Origin of the sequence: Synechococcus sp. Minos11 (genome assembly GCF_014279855.1) — a bacterium.
Lineage (GTDB): Bacteria > Cyanobacteriota > Cyanobacteriia > PCC-6307 > Cyanobiaceae > RCC307.
In genome coordinates, this window is sequence record NZ_CP047953.1 from 536,082 (window position 1) to 556,259 (window position 20,178).

At 61.5% G+C, this 20,178-nt stretch carries 21 protein-coding genes and 1 tRNA gene; 12 read left to right on the forward strand and 10 right to left on the reverse strand.

The features are described 5' to 3' along the window. Positions 1-9 precede the first annotated feature (9 nt). Complete coding sequence (locus tag SynMINOS11_RS02965) at positions 10-882, forward strand: ABC transporter permease (RefSeq protein ID WP_186549766.1); 873 nt, start codon at positions 10-12, stop codon at positions 880-882. Here the strand turns inward: SynMINOS11_RS02965 and SynMINOS11_RS02970 are convergent. Further along, positions 786-2,732 carry a glycosyltransferase family 2 protein gene (locus SynMINOS11_RS02970; RefSeq protein WP_186549768.1) on the reverse strand — a complete coding sequence of 649 codons (1,947 nt, stop codon included), beginning with the start codon at positions 2,730-2,732 and terminating at the stop codon, positions 786-788. The genes SynMINOS11_RS02965 and SynMINOS11_RS02970 overlap by 97 nt on opposite strands. 27 nt (positions 2,733-2,759) lie before the next feature. Here SynMINOS11_RS02970 and SynMINOS11_RS02975 point away from each other — a divergent pair, with 27 nt between their 5' ends. Continuing rightward, complete coding sequence (locus tag SynMINOS11_RS02975; RefSeq protein WP_186549770.1) at positions 2,760-3,032, forward strand: hypothetical protein; 273 nt, start codon at positions 2,760-2,762, stop codon at positions 3,030-3,032. A gap of 9 nt (positions 3,033-3,041) precedes the next feature. Here SynMINOS11_RS02975 and trmH read toward each other — a convergent pair whose 3' ends face one another. Continuing rightward, entirely contained in the window at positions 3,042-3,731 is a 690-nt protein-coding gene (trmH, locus tag SynMINOS11_RS02980) for a tRNA (guanosine(18)-2'-O)-methyltransferase TrmH (RefSeq protein WP_186550657.1), read from the reverse strand. A 3-nt stretch (positions 3,732-3,734) separates the two neighbouring features. Between trmH and SynMINOS11_RS02985 the strand changes: the two genes are divergently transcribed. Both SynMINOS11_RS02985 and SynMINOS11_RS02990 read left to right on the forward strand, forming a co-directional pair. After that, the gene (locus tag SynMINOS11_RS02985) at positions 3,735-4,085 is read left to right on the forward strand and encodes an MGMT family protein (RefSeq protein ID WP_186549772.1); all 351 of its coding nucleotides are present in this window, start codon (positions 3,735-3,737) and stop codon (positions 4,083-4,085) included. Beyond that, positions 4,075-5,379 (forward strand): 16S rRNA (cytosine(967)-C(5))-methyltransferase, encoded by a 1,305-nt coding sequence (locus tag SynMINOS11_RS02990; RefSeq protein WP_255445463.1) that lies wholly within the window; start codon positions 4,075-4,077, stop codon positions 5,377-5,379. The genes SynMINOS11_RS02985 and SynMINOS11_RS02990 overlap by 11 nt, the downstream gene beginning before the upstream one ends. On the opposite strand, the gene SynMINOS11_RS02995 is transcribed toward SynMINOS11_RS02990, so the two are convergent. From SynMINOS11_RS02995 to petP, 4 genes are all read right to left on the reverse strand, one after another. Next, positions 5,363-5,968: a DUF4079 domain-containing protein gene (locus tag SynMINOS11_RS02995; RefSeq protein WP_255445464.1), complete on the reverse strand. Its 606-nt coding sequence runs from the start codon at positions 5,966-5,968 to the stop codon at positions 5,363-5,365. The genes SynMINOS11_RS02990 and SynMINOS11_RS02995 overlap by 17 nt on opposite strands. Continuing rightward, complete coding sequence (locus tag SynMINOS11_RS03000; RefSeq protein ID WP_255445529.1) at positions 5,965-8,001, reverse strand: transglycosylase domain-containing protein; 2,037 nt, start codon at positions 7,999-8,001, stop codon at positions 5,965-5,967. Before SynMINOS11_RS03000 ends, SynMINOS11_RS02995 begins: the two co-directional genes overlap by 4 nt. A gap of 99 nt (positions 8,002-8,100) precedes the next feature. After that, positions 8,101-9,054 carry a chlorophyll synthase ChlG gene (gene chlG / locus SynMINOS11_RS03005; RefSeq protein ID WP_186549776.1) on the reverse strand — a complete coding sequence of 318 codons (954 nt, stop codon included), beginning with the start codon at positions 9,052-9,054 and terminating at the stop codon, positions 8,101-8,103. Between the two features lie 4 nt (positions 9,055-9,058). Then, complete coding sequence (gene petP, locus SynMINOS11_RS03010) at positions 9,059-9,271, reverse strand: cytochrome b6f subunit PetP (RefSeq protein ID WP_011934996.1); 213 nt, start codon at positions 9,269-9,271, stop codon at positions 9,059-9,061. Between the two features lie 71 nt (positions 9,272-9,342). Here petP and hisF point away from each other — a divergent pair, with 71 nt between their 5' ends. From hisF to ubiE, 3 genes are read left to right on the forward strand one after another with little or no spacing between them, the layout of a single operon-like run. After that, on the forward strand, positions 9,343-10,113 hold the full coding sequence (gene hisF / locus SynMINOS11_RS03015) for an imidazole glycerol phosphate synthase subunit HisF (RefSeq protein WP_186550661.1): 771 nt from the start codon (positions 9,343-9,345) through the stop codon (positions 10,111-10,113). Positions 10,114-10,146: 33 nt separating this feature from the next. Further along, entirely contained in the window at positions 10,147-10,386 is a 240-nt protein-coding gene (locus SynMINOS11_RS03020) for a hypothetical protein (protein WP_186549778.1), read from the forward strand. Continuing rightward, on the forward strand, positions 10,376-11,068 hold the full coding sequence (gene ubiE, locus SynMINOS11_RS03025; protein ID WP_186549780.1) for a bifunctional demethylmenaquinone methyltransferase/2-methoxy-6-polyprenyl-1,4-benzoquinol methylase UbiE: 693 nt from the start codon (positions 10,376-10,378) through the stop codon (positions 11,066-11,068). Before SynMINOS11_RS03020 ends, ubiE begins: the two co-directional genes overlap by 11 nt. Positions 11,069-11,071: 3 nt before the next feature. Here ubiE and SynMINOS11_RS03030 read toward each other — a convergent pair whose 3' ends face one another. Then, a complete protein-coding gene (locus SynMINOS11_RS03030) occupies positions 11,072-12,568 on the reverse strand; it encodes a carbohydrate porin (RefSeq protein ID WP_186549782.1) in 1,497 nt (498 codons plus the stop codon). 44 nt (positions 12,569-12,612) lie between these two features. Here SynMINOS11_RS03030 and SynMINOS11_RS03035 point away from each other — a divergent pair, with 44 nt between their 5' ends. From SynMINOS11_RS03035 to SynMINOS11_RS03055, 5 genes are all read left to right on the forward strand, one after another. Next, complete coding sequence (locus tag SynMINOS11_RS03035; protein WP_186549784.1) at positions 12,613-14,211, forward strand: multicopper oxidase family protein; 1,599 nt, start codon at positions 12,613-12,615, stop codon at positions 14,209-14,211. A 95-nt stretch (positions 14,212-14,306) separates the two neighbouring features. Then, on the forward strand, positions 14,307-14,720 hold the full coding sequence (locus tag SynMINOS11_RS03040; protein ID WP_011935002.1) for a hypothetical protein: 414 nt from the start codon (positions 14,307-14,309) through the stop codon (positions 14,718-14,720). 233 nt (positions 14,721-14,953) lie between these two features. Beyond that, on the forward strand, positions 14,954-15,823 hold the full coding sequence (gene glyQ, locus SynMINOS11_RS03045; protein ID WP_043737810.1) for a glycine--tRNA ligase subunit alpha: 870 nt from the start codon (positions 14,954-14,956) through the stop codon (positions 15,821-15,823). 92 nt (positions 15,824-15,915) lie between these two features. Then, entirely contained in the window at positions 15,916-17,724 is a 1,809-nt protein-coding gene (locus SynMINOS11_RS03050; RefSeq protein WP_441351177.1) for a ComEC/Rec2 family competence protein, read from the forward strand. Between the two features lie 28 nt (positions 17,725-17,752). Continuing rightward, a tRNA-Ser gene (locus SynMINOS11_RS03055) sits at positions 17,753-17,837 on the forward strand. 10 nt (positions 17,838-17,847) lie between these two features. Here SynMINOS11_RS03055 and SynMINOS11_RS03060 read toward each other — a convergent pair. The 3 genes from SynMINOS11_RS03060 to SynMINOS11_RS03070 all read right to left on the reverse strand — a co-directional run bounded on the left by SynMINOS11_RS03060 (position 17,848) and on the right by SynMINOS11_RS03070 (position 20,059). After that, on the reverse strand, positions 17,848-18,297 hold the full coding sequence (locus tag SynMINOS11_RS03060; protein WP_186549788.1) for a hypothetical protein: 450 nt from the start codon (positions 18,295-18,297) through the stop codon (positions 17,848-17,850). Positions 18,298-18,327: 30 nt separating this feature from the next. Continuing rightward, the gene (locus SynMINOS11_RS03065) at positions 18,328-18,492 is read right to left on the reverse strand and encodes a hypothetical protein (protein ID WP_255445563.1); all 165 of its coding nucleotides are present in this window, start codon (positions 18,490-18,492) and stop codon (positions 18,328-18,330) included. Positions 18,493-19,285: 793 nt separating this feature from the next. Further along, positions 19,286-20,059 (reverse strand): FkbM family methyltransferase, encoded by a 774-nt coding sequence (locus tag SynMINOS11_RS03070; protein WP_186549790.1) that lies wholly within the window; start codon positions 20,057-20,059, stop codon positions 19,286-19,288. Positions 20,060-20,178 lie beyond the last annotated feature (119 nt).

Genomic DNA, 20,178 nt, shown 5'->3' on the forward strand with positions numbered 1-20,178 from the left:
ACGATGCCCATGGCATCGGTTTGGCTGCAGCGTTTCTGGACCTGGCGTCCGCGGTCCCTTTCAGCCCGCTTGGCCCGCGTGGGCCTGTGGGTGCTGCTCTTTTATGTGCTGATTGCCTTGATCAGCCCTGTGCTGTTTGGCATTGGCCTGCTGCCAGATGTGAACACCGGCCTCGAGAACGAGATCAATGCGCCGCCATCGCTAGAGCACTGGTGCGGCACCAATCGTTTGGGTCAAGACGTGTGTGCTCGCACCATTGCTGGAGCCGGCGTAGCGCTGAAGGTGGTGGTGCTGGCGCTCACCTTGGCCTTGATTGTTGGTGTGCCGCTGGGGATGCTCAGCGGTTATTTCGGTGGGCCGGTGGATCGGGCCTTGGTGCTGCTGATGGACACCGTCTATTCCCTGCCGGTGGTGCTGCTGGCGGTGGTGATGGCCTTTTTGTTGGGCCAGGGCCTGCTCAATGCCGCCGCAGCGTTGTGCGTGGTTTATGTGCCGCAGTATTTCCGCGTGGTGCGCAATCAAACGGCCTCTGTCAAAGCCGAGCTGTTTGTGGAAGCTGCCCAGAGCCTGGGGGCCGGGCCGGTGTGGATCATGCGCAAATACCTGTTCCGCAACGTGATCACCTCGGTGCCGGTGGTGCTCACCATGAATGCGGCTGATTCGGTGTTGATGCTCGGCAGCCTTGGCTTTTTGGGCCTGGGCCTTCCGGCTGTTGTTCCCGAATGGGGCGCTGAGCTCAAGCAGGCGCTCACGGCCCTGCCCACCGGGATTTGGTGGACGGCGCTCTACCCCGGGGTGGCCATGTTCATCCTGGTGCTGGCGCTCTCCTTCATTGGCGAAGGCCTGGATGCATGGGTGAGCGGCGATGAAGCCAGGCCCTGAAGCGCCAGCGGCAGCAGGCTTCTGTTGAACCAGGTTTCAGTGCTGGCAGGTCTGATCAGGCGCAGCAAAACAGGCCCCAAGGCGCGCGGCTCGAAAGGCGCGCGGCGCACCGGCCAGCAGCCGGCAGAGCCATAGATCCGTTGGTTGAGCCATTGGCGTTGCTCAGCGTTGAGCTGAGCCCAGCGCATGCCGATGCGCTGGCCCTTCTGGCAAACCAGCTCCAGCGGTAGGCCCCAGTGCTGCGTTGGGATTTGGTTGCCAGTCAGGCGTGCCTCGAGGCCGTCTTCGCTGAGGGCGGTGACCTGTCCCCAGCTCTGCTTGCTTTGAACGGCAAACCAGGGCACAGCGCTCACCCCAGGCCTGTCCCAGCAGCAGCGCAGCGAGAGCCCCAGCAGCAGGGTGCTGCTGGCTAGCCAAAACAGAGTCAGCCCCAATGGCGCCGCTGGCGGCGGCCAGCGCAGCAGGCCCACCAAGGCCAAGCCCTGCACCGCTAGCAGGCTCGCCAGCGGAATCACCAAGCCCGGCTCAGCTCCGCGCGCTGGCCCTGGTGCTTTGGGGGTGACGCGGAAGGTTTTGGGCTTCTTCGCGATGGTGCTGAGCACGGCGCCCACCAGCGGCACCAGGAAAATCCAGCGGTAGAGCTCAGGCAGCACCGCACCCCTGGCTTGGCCGCTGATCGGCCGGGCCAGCAGCATCTGCGCCGCGTAAAAGGGCAGCGCCACGCTCACAAGGCCGCCGCCATCGAGGCGAATCGGGCTGCCGCCAGCCAGCACCGCCAGCAGCGGCATCAACAGCAGCAGCAGCTGGGGCAGCACGTTGAGCCAGTGCAGGATGCCTTCGGCGAAGGCCAGCCGCTGCAGCGGGCTCAGCCCAGCAATCGTGAAGGGGTTGGCGCCAGTGCGCAGGATCTGCAGCGTGCCGCTGGCCCAGCGGCAGCGTTGCCGCGCCATCGCCGCCGCGCTGTGGGGCGCCAGCCCAGCGCTGAGCTTTTCAGCCAAGAAATGCAGCCGCCAGCCGGCTGCAGCCAGGCGGATGCCCGTGGCGAGATCTTCGCTGGGGGTGCCCGTTTCAAAGCCGCCAACCGCCATCAAGGCGCGGCGCCTCACCACAAAGGAGGTGCCGGCGCAGACCACTGCTCCCACCCCTTGGCGCACGGGCTCCACCCAGCGGTAGAAGCTCTCTTCATCGGGCAGCAGCCAGCGCTCGAGCTGCAAATTGCGCAGCACTGGATCGGCATTCATGTAGCTCTGCGGCGTTTGCACCAGAGCGGCACTGCTGTCTTGCTCCAGCAGGCTCACCGTGCGCTCAAGAAAGCTCCGCTGCGGCACCACATCGGCGTCGAGCACCGCCACCAGTTCGCCTTGCAGCAGCGGCAAGGCGGCATTGAGGTTCCCGGCTTTGGCATGGGCGTGCTCACTGCGGGCCCGATAGCGGCAGCCCAGTTGGCCAGCCAGCTGCTGCAGCTCAGGGCGGCCCGTGTCATCCAGCAGCCACACGGTGAGCGTGGGGTAATCAAGAGCCAGGGCGCCCTGCAGGCTGCGGCGCACCACATCCAGCGGCTCACCGCAGCTGGGCAGCAGCAGATCAACAGCCGGGAACCGACCCAGCGGCTGAGGCTTGAGCGGCCTTCTGCGCGCCAGGGAAAACCACAGCGGCAGAAAGGCGCTGATCAGCAGCACCAGCTCGCAGCCCAGCAGCAGCAGGCTCAAACCAGCTACCGCTGGGCTCGTGAAATTCAGCGTGGAGCTGACGCGCCAGAACAGATAACGAGCCAACAACAGGCTCAGCGTCAGCACTGCCCAGCGACGCCATTGCATGGGGTAACGCTGCAGCGCAGCAAATGAGCTCATAAATTAGAAACATCCACTGGCCTCGCGATGGGCGTTTCGCTACTTCTCATCGGACTCACAGGCTTGTTCTGGTTCCTCGGCATGCGCAATGCCGATGAGGTGATCGGCATCCTCGAAAAGCTGATGGCCACCTTGCTGTTGGTGCTGACGCTGTGCGTTGGTGGCGGCCATGTGGCCATCAGCTTGCTGCTGTTGGCGGTGGCCTTGAGCCTGCCCCGTGCCCGCGCCTTTGCCTCCACCCGCCTGCGCTCCAACAGCAAGATCACCCGCGAGAGCGGTGAGCTGTTTTTGCCTTTTTGAGTGGAGCGCTCAGCAGCGCAGCTTCACGGTGCGCGGCAGCTCTTCTAAGAGTTCCCCCTCTTCGCTGAGACCTGGATAGGGGCGCCCCGTGTCGCGGCACCAGCGGGCCACCTGGGGGTAGGCCCACTCAAAAAGGGTGTGATCAAACAGCTCCGGGCTAAGGCCTTCGCCTTGGGTGGGGATCATCCCTGCGGCCTGGCGCTGGCGCACCGCTTCAAACAGCAGGGTGGCCGCTGCCACGCTCACATTCAGCGATTGCACCATCCCGCTCATCGGGATGAACACCGGCTGATCCACCGCATCGCCGGCTTCAGCGGTGAGGCCCCATTTCTCTGCCCCCAAGACAAAGGCCGAGGGCTTGGTGAAATCGCAGCTGCGGTAGTCCACCGCATTGACGCCCAGCATCGTGCCGTAGATGCGGAAGCCTTTGGCGCGCAGTTCAGCAAAGGCGTCTTTCACCGAATCGTGATCGCGGATCGGCACCCACTTCTGCGAGCCCTGGGCGGTGCTGTTGAAGGTGCGCGGGCGGCCCTTGAGGCTGACGGCATGGGCCTCAAACACCCCAGTGGCATCACAGGTGCGCAGAATTGCTGAGAGGTTGTGGGGCTTCTCCACCGCCTCCATCAGCACGGTGAGATCGGCCATGCGGCCCTTCAGCACCGAGCGCAAACGTTCAAAGCGGCGGGGCAGCAGCGGCAACCGGTGGCGAGCCAACAATCCACCAGTTTTGACCAGCGGGTGTACGACCTGGTGGCGCAGATCCCCAAAGGGCGTCTGGCCACCTATGGCCAAATTGCTGAGTTGCTGGGCTGTTGGGGCTGCGCTCGGCAGGTGGGCTGGGCCCTGCGGCGGCTGCAGCTGCCCAGTGAGGTGCCCTGGCAGCGGGTGGTGAATGCCAGCGGGCGCATCAGCTTTTCGCCGGCCCGGGAAGGCAGTGACTGGATTCAGCGTCAGCTGTTGATCGAGGAAGGCATCCCCGTCAGTGAGCAAGGGGCATTGCCCTTGCGGCGCTATCTGTGGACACCGGAGCTACCCATTCCTATTGAGCCCTGATTCCGCTGTTGGTTTGCCGCCGCGCTTGGTGGCCTGGCGTGTGTTGGAGGCGGTGGGGGATGGGGCCTATGCCGATCTGGCCCTCGAGCGCGAGCTCAAGCGCAGCAAACTCAGCCCCCGCGATCGCGGTTTGGCCACCGAGCTGGCCTATGGCGCCATCCGCCAGCGCCGGCGCCTGGATGGTTGGCTTGATCGCCTCGGCAAGGTGCCAGCCGCCAAGCAGCCGCCGCGGCTGCGCTGGCTTCTGCATGTGGGCCTGCAGCAGATTTTGCTGATGGACCGGGTGCCGGCATCGGCGGCCGTGAGCACGGCGGTGGAACTGGCCAAACGCGAACGGCTGCAGCGCTTGGCACCGGTGGTGAATGGGGTGCTGCGCGCGGCGGTGCGGGCCGTTGAGGCAGGCGAAAGCCTGCCTGTGCCCAGTGATCCCCAAAAACGCTTGGCCCTGGAGCACTCCCTGCCCGATTGGCTGGTTGCCGAGCTATGGGGGCAGATCGGCCCTGAGCGCACCGAGGCATTGGCGGCGGCGAGCAACCGCATCCCGCCGCTTGATCTGCGCTGCAACCGCCTGCGCAGCAGCCGTGAGGCCCTGCTGGAAAACCTTCCAGCTGTGGCCTTAGCGGAGCTGCCCGATGGGCTCACCCTCACCAGCCGCCCGGGCCCGTTGCCGCAGCTGGCTGGCTTCAGCGAAGGCCACTGGTGCGTGCAAGATCGCGCCGCCCAGCGCATTGCGCCGCTCTTAGCCCCCCAACCAGGCCAGCGGGTGCTGGATGCCTGCGCGGCCCCCGGCGGCAAGACCACCCACATCGCTGAGTTGATGGGTGATCAAGGTGAGGTGGTGGCGGTTGATGTGGCGCCAAGGCGGCTGCAGCAGGTGAGCGCCAATGCCGAGCGCTTGGGCTTGAGCTGCATCCGCACCGAAGCGGCTGATGCCACCGACCTCACCGATTGGGAGGCCGAAAGCTTTGATCGGGTGCTGCTTGATGTGCCCTGCTCAGGGCTGGGCACCTTGGCGCGCCATGCCGATGCCCGCTGGAACCTCAAGCCCGATGGCATCGAGGAGTTGGTGGGCCTGCAGCACCAGTTGCTGGAGCAGGGCGCGCGGCTACTCAAACCCGATGGCCGCTTGGTCTATGCCACCTGCACGGTGCACCCCGCGGAGAACACAGGCGTAGTGGAGGCCTTTGTGGAGGAAAACCCCGATTGGCAATTCAGTGAGCCGCCGTTGCAGCTCTGGCCCGATAGCCAAGGCGGCGATGGCTTCTTTGCCGCGGTGCTCAGCCGCCGGCGGTGAACTGAATCAGGTCGCGGCAGCCGGTGATGCCGACCACGGCAAACAGCACCGCCCCCAGCACCATGGCGCTGACATGCAGCCGCCGCAGTTGGGTGGTGGATGCAATGCCGCTGCGGGCTGCCAGGGAGAACAGCAGCAGGCCAATCAGCAACACGCCCGACCAAAAGTGGGAGCTCCAAAAGGGCAGATCGCCAATGGGAAGCTGCGTCCCTAGGCCAATCAAGCCGCCCCAGCAGAGCAGCGTGAAGCTGGCTTTGAGCGGATCTGTGCTGACGCGCCATAGGGCCAGCAGGGCGGCCAAGGTGCCGAGCCCTGCGGCCCAGAGCACGGGATTGAGCCCCAGGCCATTGCGAATCGCGATCACCAGATACGACCACAGCGTGATCACCACGGCGCTACTCACCAGCCAGCGGCCGTGCTGCCAGTGCTCGGTGGGCACGGTGTCTGGGAGCGCCGGGTTGTAGTCGGTGCGCTTTTCGCGCGCCAGGATCCCCAGCCGGATCGTGGCCCCGGCCACCGGGTACACAAACAAGATGGCCAGCACCGGGTGCAGCAGAGCTAGCCACTCCAGGGCCGTCAGTTGACTCACTCGAAGGGATTCACTGTTGGTTCGATGATCTCAAGTCCTGGGGCCAGCTCCACGGTGGGACCAGGGGTGAGCGGCATCGGCACCACATCAGGCGCTGGGCCCGGTGCCGGTGCGGGCGCAAAGCCGCTATCGATTGGCGGTGGGGCGTCGAGGCCTTCGAAATTCTTGATCGCCGCGGGATCTGGGGGCAGGAAAGCGCCGGCGGGTGCCTTGAAGTTGCGGGTTAGCACCGGCTTGGGCGGGAACTGCTGCACCGGCATGTCCTTCACCACCGGGATCATGAACTGCCGCCAGGCCCAAGCGGCATCGCCACTGGAGCCTTTCTGCTCGCGGTTGTCGTCGTAACCGAGCCACACGGCGGTGGTGAGCTGCGGAATTGAGCCGATGAACCAGAGATCGCGGCCGCCTTCTGAGGTGCCGGTTTTGCCGGCCACGGGGCGGTCTTGCAAGCTGGCGGCCACACCGGTGCCGCCGCTCACCACCCGCTGCAGCATCCAGCTCATCGCATCGGCGGTGTCGCTATCTACCGCGCGGGTGGACTTAGCCCCATTGCTCTGGCGGCTCCAGATCACCTGGCCATTGGAGCCGCTGATGCTCATGAATGGTGTTGGCGGCACGTAGACACCGCGGTTGGTGATGGCGGCATAGGCACCAGCCATCTCCAGCACGGTTTGCTCATAGGCGCCAATGGCCAAGGGGTAGTAGCGCCCCAAGGGCCGGGTGATGCCAAGGGAGCGGGCGGTGCTGATCACCGCATCGAAGCCCACCTTGTCGAGCAGCTGCACCGCCACGGTGTTGAGCGAATTCTTCAGCGCATCGGCCAGGCTCACATTGCCGAAATACTTGTTGCCGAAGTTCTTCGGGCAGTAACCACCCCAGCACTGGGCTTTGTCGACAAAGATGTCTTCTGGCTTGATGCCGGCTTTCACCGCAGCGGTGTAGTCGAACAGCTTGAAGGTGGAGCCCGGTGAGCGCAGGGCCTGGGTAGCGCGGTTGAACTGGCTCTTGTTGAAATCGTTGCCGCCGACCATGGCGCGCACCAGGCCGGTGCCTGGCTCCAGCGCCACCAAGGCGCCCTGCTGGCCGCCCCAGGTGTTCTTGGCGATCACCGTCTTGGCTTGCTTTTGCCAGCCGGCATTGAGGCTGCTGCGGATGGTGAGGCCGCCCACCTCCAGTTGCTCAGGGCTCAGCACCCTTGGCAGCTCCTGGGCCACCCAGCTGGTGAAGTAGGGAGCGGTGCTGTTCCAGAACTTGGGCAGGGCTGGTTTGAGGTCCAGCGGTGCGGTTTTGGCCTCTTGCTCTTGGGCTGCTGTGATGAAGCCCGCCTCGAGCATTTTGCGCAGCACGGTGTTGCGCTGCTGGATGGCCAGATCGGGATTCACCAGCGGTGAATAGGCCGACGGGGCCGGCGGCAAACCGGCGATCAGGGCTGCTTGCGGCAGCGTTAGTTCATCAACGGTTTTGGAGTAGTAAATCCAGGCGGCATCGGCCACGCCGTAGGCGCTGGAGCCCAGATAAACGTTGTTGAGGTACTGGTTGAGGATCTGTTCTTTGCTGAGCTGGCGCTCGAGCTTTAAGGCCAGAGCCGCTTCTTTGGCCTTGCGGATCAGGGTTTGATCCTGGTTGAGAAACACCACCCGGGCGAGCTGCTGGGTGATGGTGCTGGCGCCCTGCTTGACCGAGCCGCTCTGCAGGTTGGTGACCACAGCCCGGCTGATGCCAACGACATCCACGCCGTTGTGCTGGTAGAAGCGCCGATCCTCCGCGGCGATGAAGGCCTCCTTCACCAGCTCTGGCATCTGGCCAACCGCCACCTTCTCCCTGGAGGCCGGCCCCAGCTTTTGCAGAACCTCCCCATCGGCCGAAAGGATCGTCACCGTGCCGGGGCGGCTGAAAGCACTGATGCCGCGCGCGTCAGGCAGCAGTCCATCGATTTGCTGCAGCAGTGCTGAGCTGCCAAATGCCGCGGTGGTGCCAGCGGCCGCAGCCACCACGCCCGCCAAGATCAAGCGCCTCCGGCGCGGGATCTTCACAGGCCGCCGCGGAGCTGTCCCCTTGTCTTTGGGTTCGTTGTTCAGCTCAGGGGTGATGGCCAATGGGCGTGTCCCAGAGAAAAACCGAGTTGAGAAAACCTAGCCGGCACTGCTGAAGCCGCTGTGGCCCAGGGCCAGTGCGGTGACCAGCATGCCGATCACCAAAAACGGTTGAGCGCTGGCCTGGTACTTCACGTCAAAGGCCACTGGATCGCGCAGCAGCCAGATGTCTTGGAAGGTGATCTGGGGAATGATCAGCAGCGTCAGCAGCACAGCAGCAAAGTGCTGACCCAGCAGCACCAGGGCCACCACCATGGCGATCTGGAAGACATCGATCATCCCGGCGCTGATCCAGCTGGCCCGCTCGATGCCAAACACCACCGGCAGTGATTGCAGACCCAGTTTCCGGTCGCCCTCCACGCTCTTGAAATCGTTGACCACGGCAATGCCGAGGCCCGCCAGGCTGTAGGCCAAGGTGAGCGCCACGATGCCCCAGCTGAGCTGGCCAAACAGGGCCTGGCCGGCCCACCAGGGCAGGGCGATGTAGCTGGCGCCCAGGGCGTAGTTGCCGAGCCATCCGTTTTGCTTGAGCTTCAGCGGTGGGGCCGAATAAATGAAGCTCACAAAGGAGCCGCCCAAGGCCAGCAGCAGCAGCACGGGGGTGCTGTGACCAGCCCAAACATCGAGGCCATAGGACACGGCGATGCCGGCGATCAGCAGCACCCAGATCTGCACCTTCACCTGCCACAAGGGGATCGCCCCAGAGGGGATCGGCCGGTAGGGCTCATTGATCGCGTCGATCTCGCGGTCGTAGTAGTCGTTGATGGTTTGGGTGAAGCCGGCCAGCAGCGGGCCGCTCATCAACATGCAGGCCAACGACGCCAACACATCACTGGTTTGCCAGTGGAAGTTGCCGCTGGCGGCCGCGCCACACAGCACGCCCCAAATCAGGGGAATCCAGGTGACCGGTTTCATCAGCTGCAAGCGCAGCTTCCAAATGCTGGAGGTGCCGCTGGCACCTTTCATGCCAAGCAGCTGACGGGCGTCGCTCACAAGCTCAAGCTGGGGCGATTTCGTCTTGGAAGAACCAGGTTTCCGGGCCCCCTTCCAGCTTCACCTTGACGCCAACGCCACTGCCGTCGGTCATCTTGAAGCCGGTCACGGTGCCTTCGGAATTGCCGAGCAGCAGCTTCACCAGATCTGCCGGGATGCGATCACGCACGCGGGTGATTTTCACCTTGGATCCCACGTTGATGGCAGGCTGGGACATCGACGGTGCTGACTGGGTTTCGCGGCAACCTTACCAGCGCCATCTCGTTCCTTTGTGTTGCTGGTGCTGCTGTGGTTGCTAAACGGATCATTCCCTGCCTCGACATGGCTGCCGGCCGCGTGGTGAAGGGGGTGAATTTCGTGGGCCTGCGCGATGCCGGCGATCCCGTGGAGCTGGCTTGCCGCTACGACGCTGCGGGCGCCGATGAATTGGTGTTTCTCGATATCGCCGCCACCCATCAAGGCCGCGAAACCCTGGTGGAGCTGGTGGAGCGCACCGCCTCGCAGCTGTTCATTCCGTTCACCGTTGGTGGTGGAATTCGCTCGCTTGAGGGCATCACGGCGCTGTTGAGGGCTGGTGCCGACAAGGTCAGCCTGAATTCCTCAGCGGTGAAGGATCCCGAGCTGATCCGCGCCGGGGCCCGCCAGTTCGGAGCCCAGTGCATCGTGGTGGCGATCGATGCTCGCCGCCGCGCCGGTGGTGGCTGGGATGTCTATGTCAAAGGAGGCCGCGAGAACACCGGCCTCGATGCCATCGCTTGGGCCCAGCAAGTGGTGGAGTGCGGCGCGGGGGAATTGCTGCTCACGTCCATGGACGGTGATGGCACCCAAAAGGGTTACGACCTTGAGATCACCGCAGCCATTGCCGATGCGGTGAGCGTGCCAGTGATTGCCTCTGGTGGGGCGGGCTCTCTGGATCACATCGCTGAGGTGCTGGAGTCCACCGGGGCCGCCGCTGCACTGCTGGCGTCGCTCCTGCATGACGGCGTGCTCACGGTGGAGCAGATCAAGGCTGATTTGCAGCGCCGCGGTGTGCCTGTGCGGCCGCTGGTGGACGCTTGAGTTCGTTAAGTTGTCTGTGACATTTCTTACTAAATGGGGTCCAACGGATTGGATCTGTTACCCGGATTGATTGGTTTATTGCTCGTGGCCGTGGTGATCACCTTGGTGGCCTGGGCCTTGAATCTGATGCAATCAGCCAGTGATAGCAATGAGTTTTCGTTGATGCTGGCCGGCTGTTTGGTGTGTTCGGCTGCCGTTGGGCTCTCTACCGTGATGGTGATCACCCTGACGGGTCCCAACGCGCCGTTGGTTCATATCTTTCATGCCGGCTGAAGCCCAGGCAGTTCGCCAGCTCTTTGATGAGGTGGCTCCCCACTACGACCGCCTCAACGACCTGTTGAGCCTCGGCCTGCACAGGCTGTGGAAGCGCGAAATGGTGCAGCGCTTGGCTCCCGTTGCCGGCGAGCAGTGGCTCGATCTCTGCTGCGGCACTGGCGACTTGGCCCTCGTGCTGGCCGAGCGTTTGCGCCGCGGGGGGGCTGTGTTGGCTGTGGATGCAGCAGCGGCTCCATTGCTGCAGGCCCGCCGCCGCCACAAGCGTTGCCCTTGGCTGCCGGTGGAGTGGCTCCAAGCTGATGCCCTGGCGGTGCCTCGGGCGGCTGCAAGTTTTGACGGGGCTGTGATGGCCTATGGCCTGCGCAACCTCCCGGATCCAGCGGCGGGTTTGCGGGAACTCAGGCGCTTGTTGCAACGCGATGGCCGCGCCGCGGTCTTGGATTTCAATCGCGGCGGCGGGGCAGCCTCAGCGCTGCAGACCCAGGCCTTACGCCGGGTGGTGGTGCCGGTGGCGAGCCAGCTGGGGCTCAAGGAGCAATACGCCTATTTGGAGACGAGCATTGCTGAGTTCCCCACCGGCGTTGAGCAAGAGCAGATGGCCCTCTCAGCAGGCTTTAGCTGGGCGCAGCATCGCCCGATGGCCGGTGGCTTGATGGGCTTGTTGGAACTGCGCTGCTGAGCTCTACCAGTTGAAGCTCACCTGCAGGCCCGGCACGACCAATGTCTCGTTGTCGCCGGTGCCCTCGGGATTGACGATCACTTGAACGCCGGGTTGCAGCGCCAGCTCTTGGCTGAGTTGCAGGATGTAGCCCAGCTCGATCATCCCTTCGTAGGTCATGCGTTGGCCAGAGGCCCTGCCGAGAGAGGGGGAAAAGCTGCTGCGCGTTAAGCCCAGAACCACGGAGTCAAAAGGCCGCTGCCGAATCACCCCCTGAGTGATCCAGCCTCCTTCGATGAACAGGGGCACTGGGTTGATGGCGGGCTCGGTGCCGATGACGGCACTGCCCCAGAGGCGGCTGCCATGGCCTAGGGCAAAGGGCACAGGCAGCGTGGCACTGGCAAAGATGCTGTTGGCGCGGTTCTCCCAACGGCTGGGGTTGTTGATTTGCGGGAAACGCCAACTCCCTGAAACGGCGCCGAGTTGCAACACGGGATCGGGCAGCTTGTTTTCGAGCCGCATCGGCCGCGTGCACCCCTCGCGGTGGCGCACCACCACATCGGGATGCTCCTGGCTCATGCAGATCAGCAGGGGTTCGCCGCTGGTCTCGCTCAGGGCCCAATCCAGCCGCAGCGCCTGCACAAAGCCGTCATCGCGATCCAGGTTGAAGCGCCAGCCTTTCCAGCGGCCGGCTGGAAAGCCAGTGCGTTGATTGCTGAGCTGATAGCCGCCGTAGTTCACCGTGAGCCGATCGTTGGCTCGCCATTGCAGGCTGGCTCCCAGTGAGCTGAACGGAACCGTTGGGTAGCCCGGCAGGCTGAGGTTCAGCGTGGAGTTGATCGTCGAGTTGACGTAGGCGTTGTACACCGGCGATTCCACCAGTGGATCGAGGCTGAGGTTGTTGCCAAATTTCAGGCTCAAGTTTTCGCTGTCGCGCTGCAGCCAAAGGCCCTGCAGCCAAAACCCTTGCTGCAGTCCTTCGGTGTCTTCTAGGGCTTGGAGGGGGAAGGCCGCGCCAATGTCCTCGCTGAAGTACGGGGGGACACCGATGTAGGTCGCCAGGCTGCTGCGAAAGCTCCAGCGGTCGAATTCATCTTTGTTGCTGTCCTCTTTGCTGAGGCCGCTGCCCAGGCTCCAATCAATGGCCTGCATGTCGATCGAACGGAAGGTTCGTTGCTTGGAGCCGGTGATGTTGCCCATCGGCTGGTTCACCAAGCTCAGGCTCATGGCCATCCAGTCCGGCAGGCCGAGCATCTCGCCAAAGGTGGCCGCCTCGAGGAGACCTCGTGGGGTCTCCATCACCTTGAGCTGTTTCGCTGGTTTGGGTTGATCAGCTGGTTCAGCACCCACCGGTGCCGGGAGCCACGACAGCGATAGGGCCAGCAGTGCCAGAGAGAAACGACTGCCCAGCGCCATCGGTTCGGCCTCCCCAAGCGATCCAGAAGTTAGGGGCGGCCTGATGCCAGCGATGGCGAAATGCGAAAGCTTGTTGAGCGTCCACTGGACAGCCAGAACAGCCACGGCCAGAGGCTGTGATTAGACCGTGGTGACTGGCTCCGGCGCTCTTGCTTCGTCGCTCCTTTCTGCAACTCGGTGTGCTCGGCGCAGTGATCGGCGGCGCCAGCCTGGAGCTGTTTCAGCAAGCCAAAGCATCAGTTCGCCGTTCCTGGGAGCGGTTCATTGCTCAGCCGGCGTTTCAGCGGCCCCGCAATGCCGCCACGGTGGTGCTTGAGGTCGCCACGGCACCGATCACGGTGTTGGGGCAGACCGTTGTTCGGGGCTGCATCCGTCAGCTCAATGGCGAGCGGGGCTACACCACGTCCCAAGCCGATGGCATCAATCTCGAGCTGATCAATCAGCTGCCGGTGCCAACCACCGTGCACTGGCATGGCCTGATTCTTCCCAATGCCATGGATGGGGTGCCATTTGTCACCCAACCGCCGATCCCGCCGGGCCAACGCCAACGCATCCACTACTCACTGGTGCAAAACGGCACCTTTTGGATGCATTCCCACTACGGCCTGCAGACCCAGAGCTTCGTGGCCGAGCCGTTTGTGATCCTTGATGCGGAGCAAGAGCAATGGGCTGATCGCACCATCACCGTGATGCTGCGAGATTTCAGCTTCACCCCGGCTAGCCAGATCCTCAGCAATGTGGTGGCTGGCGAGCGCGGCGGTGGCACCGCCATGGCCAAACGCTTGGCGGATTTCCCCTGGCACGAGCCGCGCCCGCTGCTCACCCAGCAATGGGATCCGACAAGCCAACGCTTTGGCTGGAAGCAAGCGGACGGGGTGCTGATGATGGCTCCCGATGTGGTCTACGACGCGCTGCTGGCCAATGAGCGCAGCCTCGATGATCCCGAAATCATTGATGTCGAGCCGGGCGAGACGGTGGCGATTCGCTGGATTGCAGCCAGCGCCTTTATGAGCTTTTTCCTTGATCTCGGTGAGCTCGAGGGCGAGTTGCTGCGCACCGATGCCAATCCCGTGGAGCCGATTCGCGGCTCGGTGTTTCAACTGGCGTTGGCGCAGCGCCTCACGCTGCGGCTGACCATGCCCGATACGCCGGGGGTGTTTCCTCTGTTGGCTTTGGGTGAGCGCAGCAACTTGCGCTGCGGGGTGGTGCTGCGCAGCAGCCGCAAGCTCAAGGCTCCGGCCTTGGCGCCGCAAAGCCAGCAGTGGGCAGGGTCATTGGATTTCAGCCAAGACCGGCAACTGCGGGCCAAGACCCCGTTGGCTGTGCGAGCGGCCGACAACACCATCCCTGTTGCGTTGACTGGCCCTGCCCCCAAATACACCTGGGGCCTCAACCATCGCTTTTACCCCTACCGCGATCCCTATTGGGTGGACGAGGGCCAGCGGGTGGAGATGGTGTTCACCAACCCCACGCCCATGGGGCATCCCATGCATCTGCATGGCCATGAATTCCAGATTTTGGAAATCGATGGTGAGCCTGTGGCCGGACCCATGAGGGACACGGTCTATGTGCCCAAAGGCGGCCGCTGCCGCATTGCCTTCGATGCCAACAACCCTGGGATCTGGGCCTTCCACTGCCACATCAGCTACCACCACGTGCGCGGCATGTTCAATGTGGTGGCCTACCGCTCGGCTGACCTGAGCTGGTGGGATCCAGCCGGCTTTGGCCACGAGTATTTGCCTTTTTGAGGAGTTTTTCGTTCGGCTTCCACTCCAGAGCATTCGGCAGATTTGGCGGCTCTGGTGCCATAGATTAAGGAAATCTGAAGAAGTAGGTCGAGGCCGTGGAGGCTCCGCTGCTATTTCCGCTACCCGAGATCGAGCCCCGCATTCAGCAGTTGCTGGAGCGGACCTTGGCCATGAATGGCCTGCTTGTGGTCACTGAAGCGCGCTACGGGGTGTCTGTGGAGTCTGGTGCTCCGCCGCCGCACGAGCCGGATCCGGTCGAGTCGATTCGCTTTGTGCCCTTCGCCAAGATCGAAGCCTTCAACAGCGTGTTGCGCCGGCGCCCCGATGGCGGCGATCTGGCCGAGCAGATCTGCAGCTTGCTCTTGGACCACTACGGCAGCAGCGCCAAACCCGTGCTGCTGTTGCGCCGCAACGGCGACCACTGGCTGGGGATGCTGGATTACTGCCCGGAGTCGCGGGAGCGCCAGCACCGCATTACCCACTTGCACCGCTGCTTGGCCGCCTCCTGATCGGCCGAAACCGCTTGGGCCGGCGTTGCTCGGGGCTGGGTAGGCGCAGCTGCTCGTCAGCCCATTGGGATGTCAGGGCTGAGAGCAGGTCGTCGCGGTTGCCAAAGAGCCGAAGCATGCTGATTTATTGAGAACGTCTCGCAACTCAAGCAGGGTTGTGGGCTGAATTGCAAGTGATTCGCAACAGCAGTTGATCTTCGGCCTGCAGAATTGCCCAGGCCATGCCGATTGCTGTGCAGTTTCAGGACATCATTTCCACCCTCCAGCGCTTCTGGGCGGATCAGGGATGCCTGGTGCTGCAGCCCTACGACACGGAAAAAGGGGCGGGCACCATGAGCCCCCACACCGTGTTGCGCGCCATCGGCCCCGAGCCCTGGGCCGTCGCCTATGCCGAGCCTTGCCGCCGGCCCACCGATGGCCGCTATGGCGATAACCCCAACCGGGCCCAGCACTATTTCCAGTTCCAGGTGCTGATCAAGCCATCACCCGATGGCATCCAGGAGACCTACCTGCGCTCCCTGGAAGCCCTCGGCATCAAGGCGGCTGATCACGACATCCGCTTTGTTGAGGACAACTGGGAATCCCCCACCCTCGGAGCTTGGGGTGTGGGCTGGGAGGTGTGGCTCGATGGCATGGAGGTGACCCAGTTCACCTACTTCCAGCAGTGCGGCGGCATCGATTGCAAGCCGGTGTCGATTGAGATCACCTACGGCCTCGAGCGTTTGGCCATGTATCTCCAAGACGTGGAAAGCCTGTGGGAGTTGCAGTGGGATAGCCAGCGCAGTTATGGCGACATTTGGTTGCCGTTTGAGAAGGGCCAGTGCACCTACAACTTCGAAGCTTCCAACCCGGAGCGCCTGTTCAAGCTTTTTGAGATCTACGAAGCGGAAGCCAAAGACCTCTGCGAGCAGGGCCTGGCGGCGCCGGCGCTGGATTGGGTGCTCAAGTGCAGCCACACCTTCAACCTGCTGGAGGCACGCGGGGTGATCTCGGTGACCGAGCGCACCGCCACCATTGGCCGAATCCGCAACTTGGCCCGTCAGGTGGCGGAGTCGTGGCTGGCCGAACGAGAAGCCCTTGGCTTCCCGCTGCTCAAGGGTTAATTCCTTCCGAATAAGGGGGAACGCTGAGCTGGCCATGAACGTCGCTGGTGGCACGAGCTTGGAGGGCTGGCTTGCTTCTGGTGCCGCTGGCCTTGGGCTGGTGCTGGTGGCGCTGGCCCAGGCCAACACCCACTGACCCGGTTCATCTGGCGCCTCAATCGGTTGTGTTGGAAGGGCGCATCCAGCGGCCACCCCGCCGTGTGGCTTCAGGTGCCTGCAGCGCGGTGTTGCAGCTCGAGGGTGCCCATCAAGGGCGCAGCCAGCTGTGGTTTCGCCAGTGCCCCAAGCAGCTCGATCCCGGTTGGCGTTTGCGCGTGGCTGGCACGGTGCGCCAGCCCAGGCCGCCGCTGCATCCCGTGCTGGGTGATCGAGCGGCACAGCTGGCCAGACAAGCCATCTTCACCACCTTGGCCGTGCAGCGCTACGAGCTGCTGGAGCGCCAAACGCAGCCGTTATGGCAGTGGCGGCAGCAACACGCCGCGCGCTTGCAGGCCTCTGCCGGCCCTCGCCATGGAGCGCTGTTGTCGGCGCTGGTGATGGGCCGGGCGATGGCGCCCTTGCCTGATGCGATCACCAACTCGTTTCGCGCCGCAGGCCTCAGCCATGCCTTGGCTGCCAGCGGGTTTCATCTCTCGGTGCTGTTGGGCGTTGTGCTGGCCCTAACGCGGCGAGCCCCGCGCCTGCTTCGCGTGATCAGCGGGGCTGCGGCTTTGGGGCTGTTTGTGCTGTTGGCAGGGCCGATGCCATCGGTTCTCAGGGCGGTGTTGATGGGGGCCATAGCGCTATTGATTCGTGAATCCGGTGAACGGGCACGGCCTTTGGGGCTGCTGCTGGTGAGCTTGCTGGCTCTGCTGTTGTGGCAGCCCGCTTGGCTGTTGGATCTCGGCTTTCAGTTCAGTGCCGTGGCCACTGCTGGCTTGGTGCTTACCGCCCCTCGGCTGCAGCAGCGGCTGCCGGCTGCCCTGGCGGTTCCGATCGCCGCATGCCTGTGGACATTGCCGCTGCAGCTCCTGCATTTCGGCGTGCTGCCGCTCTACGCCGTGCCGGCCAATCTGCTGGCGGCGCCCCTGCTCACCCTGCTCACCACCGGCGCCATGGCGGCGGCTCTGGCGGCTCAACTCGTTCCCCCGCTGCTGCCGGTGATCACCGCTCTGTTGCAGTGGCCTTCCGAACTGTTGCTGCTGCTGGTGCAGGGCGCGGCGGCTCTGCCTTTGGCCCAGCTGGCCTTGGGCCAACCGCCGCTGGTGCTGGTGCTGCTGTTGAGCTTGGGGTTAATGCCTTGGCTTTTGGGATGCAGTGGCCCCTGGCGACGCTGGGGCGCAGGGCTGGTGCTGATCAGTTGTTTGTGGCAAGGGCAGCGTTTGCTGGCTGACGAGCTTCTTGAGTTGCCAATTGGGAAGGGCAACCTGGTGCTCTTGCGCCATGGCGGCCGCGGCGCCTTGGTGAGCCGCGATGCAGGGCCCCGCAGTTGCAGCCAAGCCCAGCGTTTGCGCCAGGCCCTGGGCTTACCGCGCCTGGATTGGGTAGTCCTCTTGGATCCAGTTCCAGCTGATGATTTCGGCTGCTGGCAGAAGTTGAGCCCGCAGCTGCAGGTGCTGCCGCGTGGTGAGCTCAGCAGCCCTGGCTTGCTGTTTCGCAGTCAGCTCCAGGTCCCTGATGAGGCGCTGCTGCAGCTGGGTCGCCGCTGCTATTGCCTCCGCCAACAGGGCGTGAGCGCCAACATGGACGCCCTTGCGGCCTGCGGTCAGTGCCACACCACGAAGGGAGGCCCACCAAAACCTGCGTCCAGTGCGGCCGCCCGTTTCAGTGGCGCAAGAAGTGGAAGGCCGTGTGGGAGGAGGTGCGCTACTGCTCTGAGCGTTGCCGGCGCGAGAGCAAGCGCCGCAGCCCCTAGGGCCTAACCTGCGGTCTCAGGGTTTTGCCCTGGTTGGAGAGGTGGCTGAGTGGTCGAAAGCGAACGACTCGAAATCGTTTGAAGGGCAACCTTCCGTGGGTTCGAATCCCACCCTCTCCGTGATCACTCGCTACCGGCAGCCCTGCACGGAAATGCGGTAGCTGAAGCCGGAGGCTCCGGGGTCTTTGCTGGCGCCAATTTTGAAATTCACTTGGCTCACAGCCTTGCCGCTTGGAGCTGTGAATGGGCCAAACATGGATCCAGTGCCCAGTGGCGGCTTCATCGATTCATCGACCACGCGCAGGTTCGAACCATCGCTGAATTTGAGGTAAGCCTCGATCGGGTAGGTGGCCTGTTCGGTGGATTGCGCTGTGAAGAACAGCTTGTAACTGCGGTAGGGCTGGTTGACGCTGAAATCCGTGTTCCAGTTCGTGCGGCCTAACGCCATCCGCAAAGGAGAAACCTTCGGTCGATCCACCCGCTTGGTCACGGTGGTGTTGCCGTCACCGCCGATCGGTTGGAGGAACTCGCAGTTACCGGAGGCCAACAGCAGCCCGCTCAGGCTGGCTAGTAGGAGCATCGATCAAGGCCTCACAGGGTTGCCTCTTCTTTAGCTGTGAAACAGCAGCACGAGGCCTTGGCGCACCTGGTGAAATTCCCGTTCTTCGCGGCTGAGATCAAGACCCACCGTCATGCCTTCTTCGAGGGCTTGCTCGAACGGCGGGCTGGTGGGTACCACCTTGCCGGTCCATAGTCCAGGGATGCCAATAGGCATAACGTGAGAAGTGTGCAGTCTTGGTAAGAGGTGATTTAGGAAGTGATCCGCGAATATTGTGTAAAATCGTCATATGCTGTTGTTAGTGCATTTTCTGCGCGGAGCGGAAGATGGATGGTGGAAAGCGACCCATTCAAGATTTAATAAAGGACAAATTTTGTGGTTTTAATTCCAAGCACCCTGTCTTAAGTATTTCTTAGGTATGGGCAACTTTCGAAGGTGTTGTGTGTTTATTCTGGGAATTATTTTGTAGTGGTGACCCAGCAGACGAATTTGACTCGGAAGGATTGTACTTGACTATATCGATTAACAAAAATCATTATATTAAGTTTATCACTAAGTTAACTCGACCCTCAGATTCTGTAATATTAATATAAGGCTTCGAACTCCTTGAATGCAATTACTCCGACATTCCAGGTCTTGCCAGGAAACAATGTCTGTCTGATAAACTGAAATTCTTTTTTGGAGGAGGAGAGAGCTGGCTATTTCTTTAGCATGATTATACTGAGAAATGGATTCAGGAAAACCATCCTGGTCAATTTTTGAGAAAACAAAAACAATATTTCTTGCTTCGAGTAGCAGAGAGAGTGCTTATCGATTGAAATGATTAAAGCCTATAGGAATTGCCATCGAGATATATTGAAAATTTAAAATGCATCATAACTTATTCATGCAAAAAGAACTAATTAGTTGCATAGTATAGAATTATTGCCGTCTATGGCTAGCGTATTCTTAAAATGAATGCACTAAATTTGCAACCTGGATTCGAAAGGAGGAAATTACTCCGCAAGTTTTATATGATTTTTTTAAATAGATAATCGTGTGAAGGGGCATTAGATGCAGTTAGTTTTGCTAGAAGAGTGTAGCTCTTAGTGCTTAAAAAGCCTTGTATCGCCTGCAGGTTTCTTGTCTCTACCAGTATGTAGCTTATTAGGTTTTTTTCAAGCATTGCGCCCTTTAGCGCTTCCAGCTCTGCCCCTTCTAGGTCAAGCGAAAGAAGCTCTACTCTTTGAATAGAGTGTTTCTGCATTAGGTAATCAATTGTGCATCCCTTGGCATAAAATCTATAATTAATACCATCAAAAAATTGCAATCCAGACTTGGCATGATCTACGGGATCTACATCCAAAGAATTTAATCCCGTGGTCATAAGGTCTGAGTATACAAACTCAATTAATTTACCTGCATTGGCATGTTCTGTAATCGCTACATTTTCGTAAATATTGCCGTTCGACCTGTTCTTCATGCATTTTTCAAAATTACTTGGTGAGGGCTCAATGAGAAGACCATGCGAGCCATAGAGAGATTCAAGGAAAAAAGTATTACTTTGCTTGATTCCATCATTTGCACCTGCTTCAATAAAAAATGTTTTTGAATTGAGCAATTCTGGGGCAATTGATGCAATTTGCTTGTCTAAATCATTCAATGATTTATATGGATATGCATTATGACCAGCTCTTTCTAAGGATTCTGAGGCTTGACGCGCAAGTCTCGAGGCCTTTAAAAAAATTTTGGATATGAGTCGATTGGGCTGTGAGATCACTTGTAAGGCCTGCTTGTTAATCATTTAGCATCCATGTTAACCTGTTAACAGGTCAAGGATTGAAAATGTCTATTGGGGGCCGGGCTTTAGCCGACTACTAAGATGTCTACAGCTTGACCGCGCAAGTGATCAAGCGTTAGATC

What these genes read in the sequence shown, in the direction of transcription:
- SynMINOS11_RS03065 (WP_255445563.1), bottom strand. Translation starts at nt 18,492, where the DNA reads ATGCCTATTGGCATCCCTGGACTATGGACCGGCAAGGTGGTACCCACC.
- SynMINOS11_RS02975 (WP_186549770.1), top strand. Translation starts at nt 2,760, where the DNA reads ATGGGCGTTTCGCTACTTCTCATCGGACTCACAGGCTTGTTCTGGTTC.
- SynMINOS11_RS03060 (WP_186549788.1), bottom strand. Translation starts at nt 18,297, where the DNA reads ATGCTCCTACTAGCCAGCCTGAGCGGGCTGCTGTTGGCCTCCGGTAAC.
- SynMINOS11_RS02965 (WP_186549766.1), top strand. Translation starts at nt 10, where the DNA reads ATGGCATCGGTTTGGCTGCAGCGTTTCTGGACCTGGCGTCCGCGGTCC.
- SynMINOS11_RS02970 (WP_186549768.1), bottom strand. Translation starts at nt 2,732, where the DNA reads ATGAGCTCATTTGCTGCGCTGCAGCGTTACCCCATGCAATGGCGTCGC.
- petP (WP_011934996.1), bottom strand. Translation starts at nt 9,271, where the DNA reads ATGTCCCAGCCTGCCATCAACGTGGGATCCAAGGTGAAAATCACCCGC.
- ubiE (WP_186549780.1), top strand. Translation starts at nt 10,376, where the DNA reads ATGCCGGCTGAAGCCCAGGCAGTTCGCCAGCTCTTTGATGAGGTGGCT.
- SynMINOS11_RS03070 (WP_186549790.1), bottom strand. Translation starts at nt 20,059, where the DNA reads ATGATTAACAAGCAGGCCTTACAAGTGATCTCACAGCCCAATCGACTC.
- SynMINOS11_RS03020 (WP_186549778.1), top strand. Translation starts at nt 10,147, where the DNA reads ATGGGGTCCAACGGATTGGATCTGTTACCCGGATTGATTGGTTTATTG.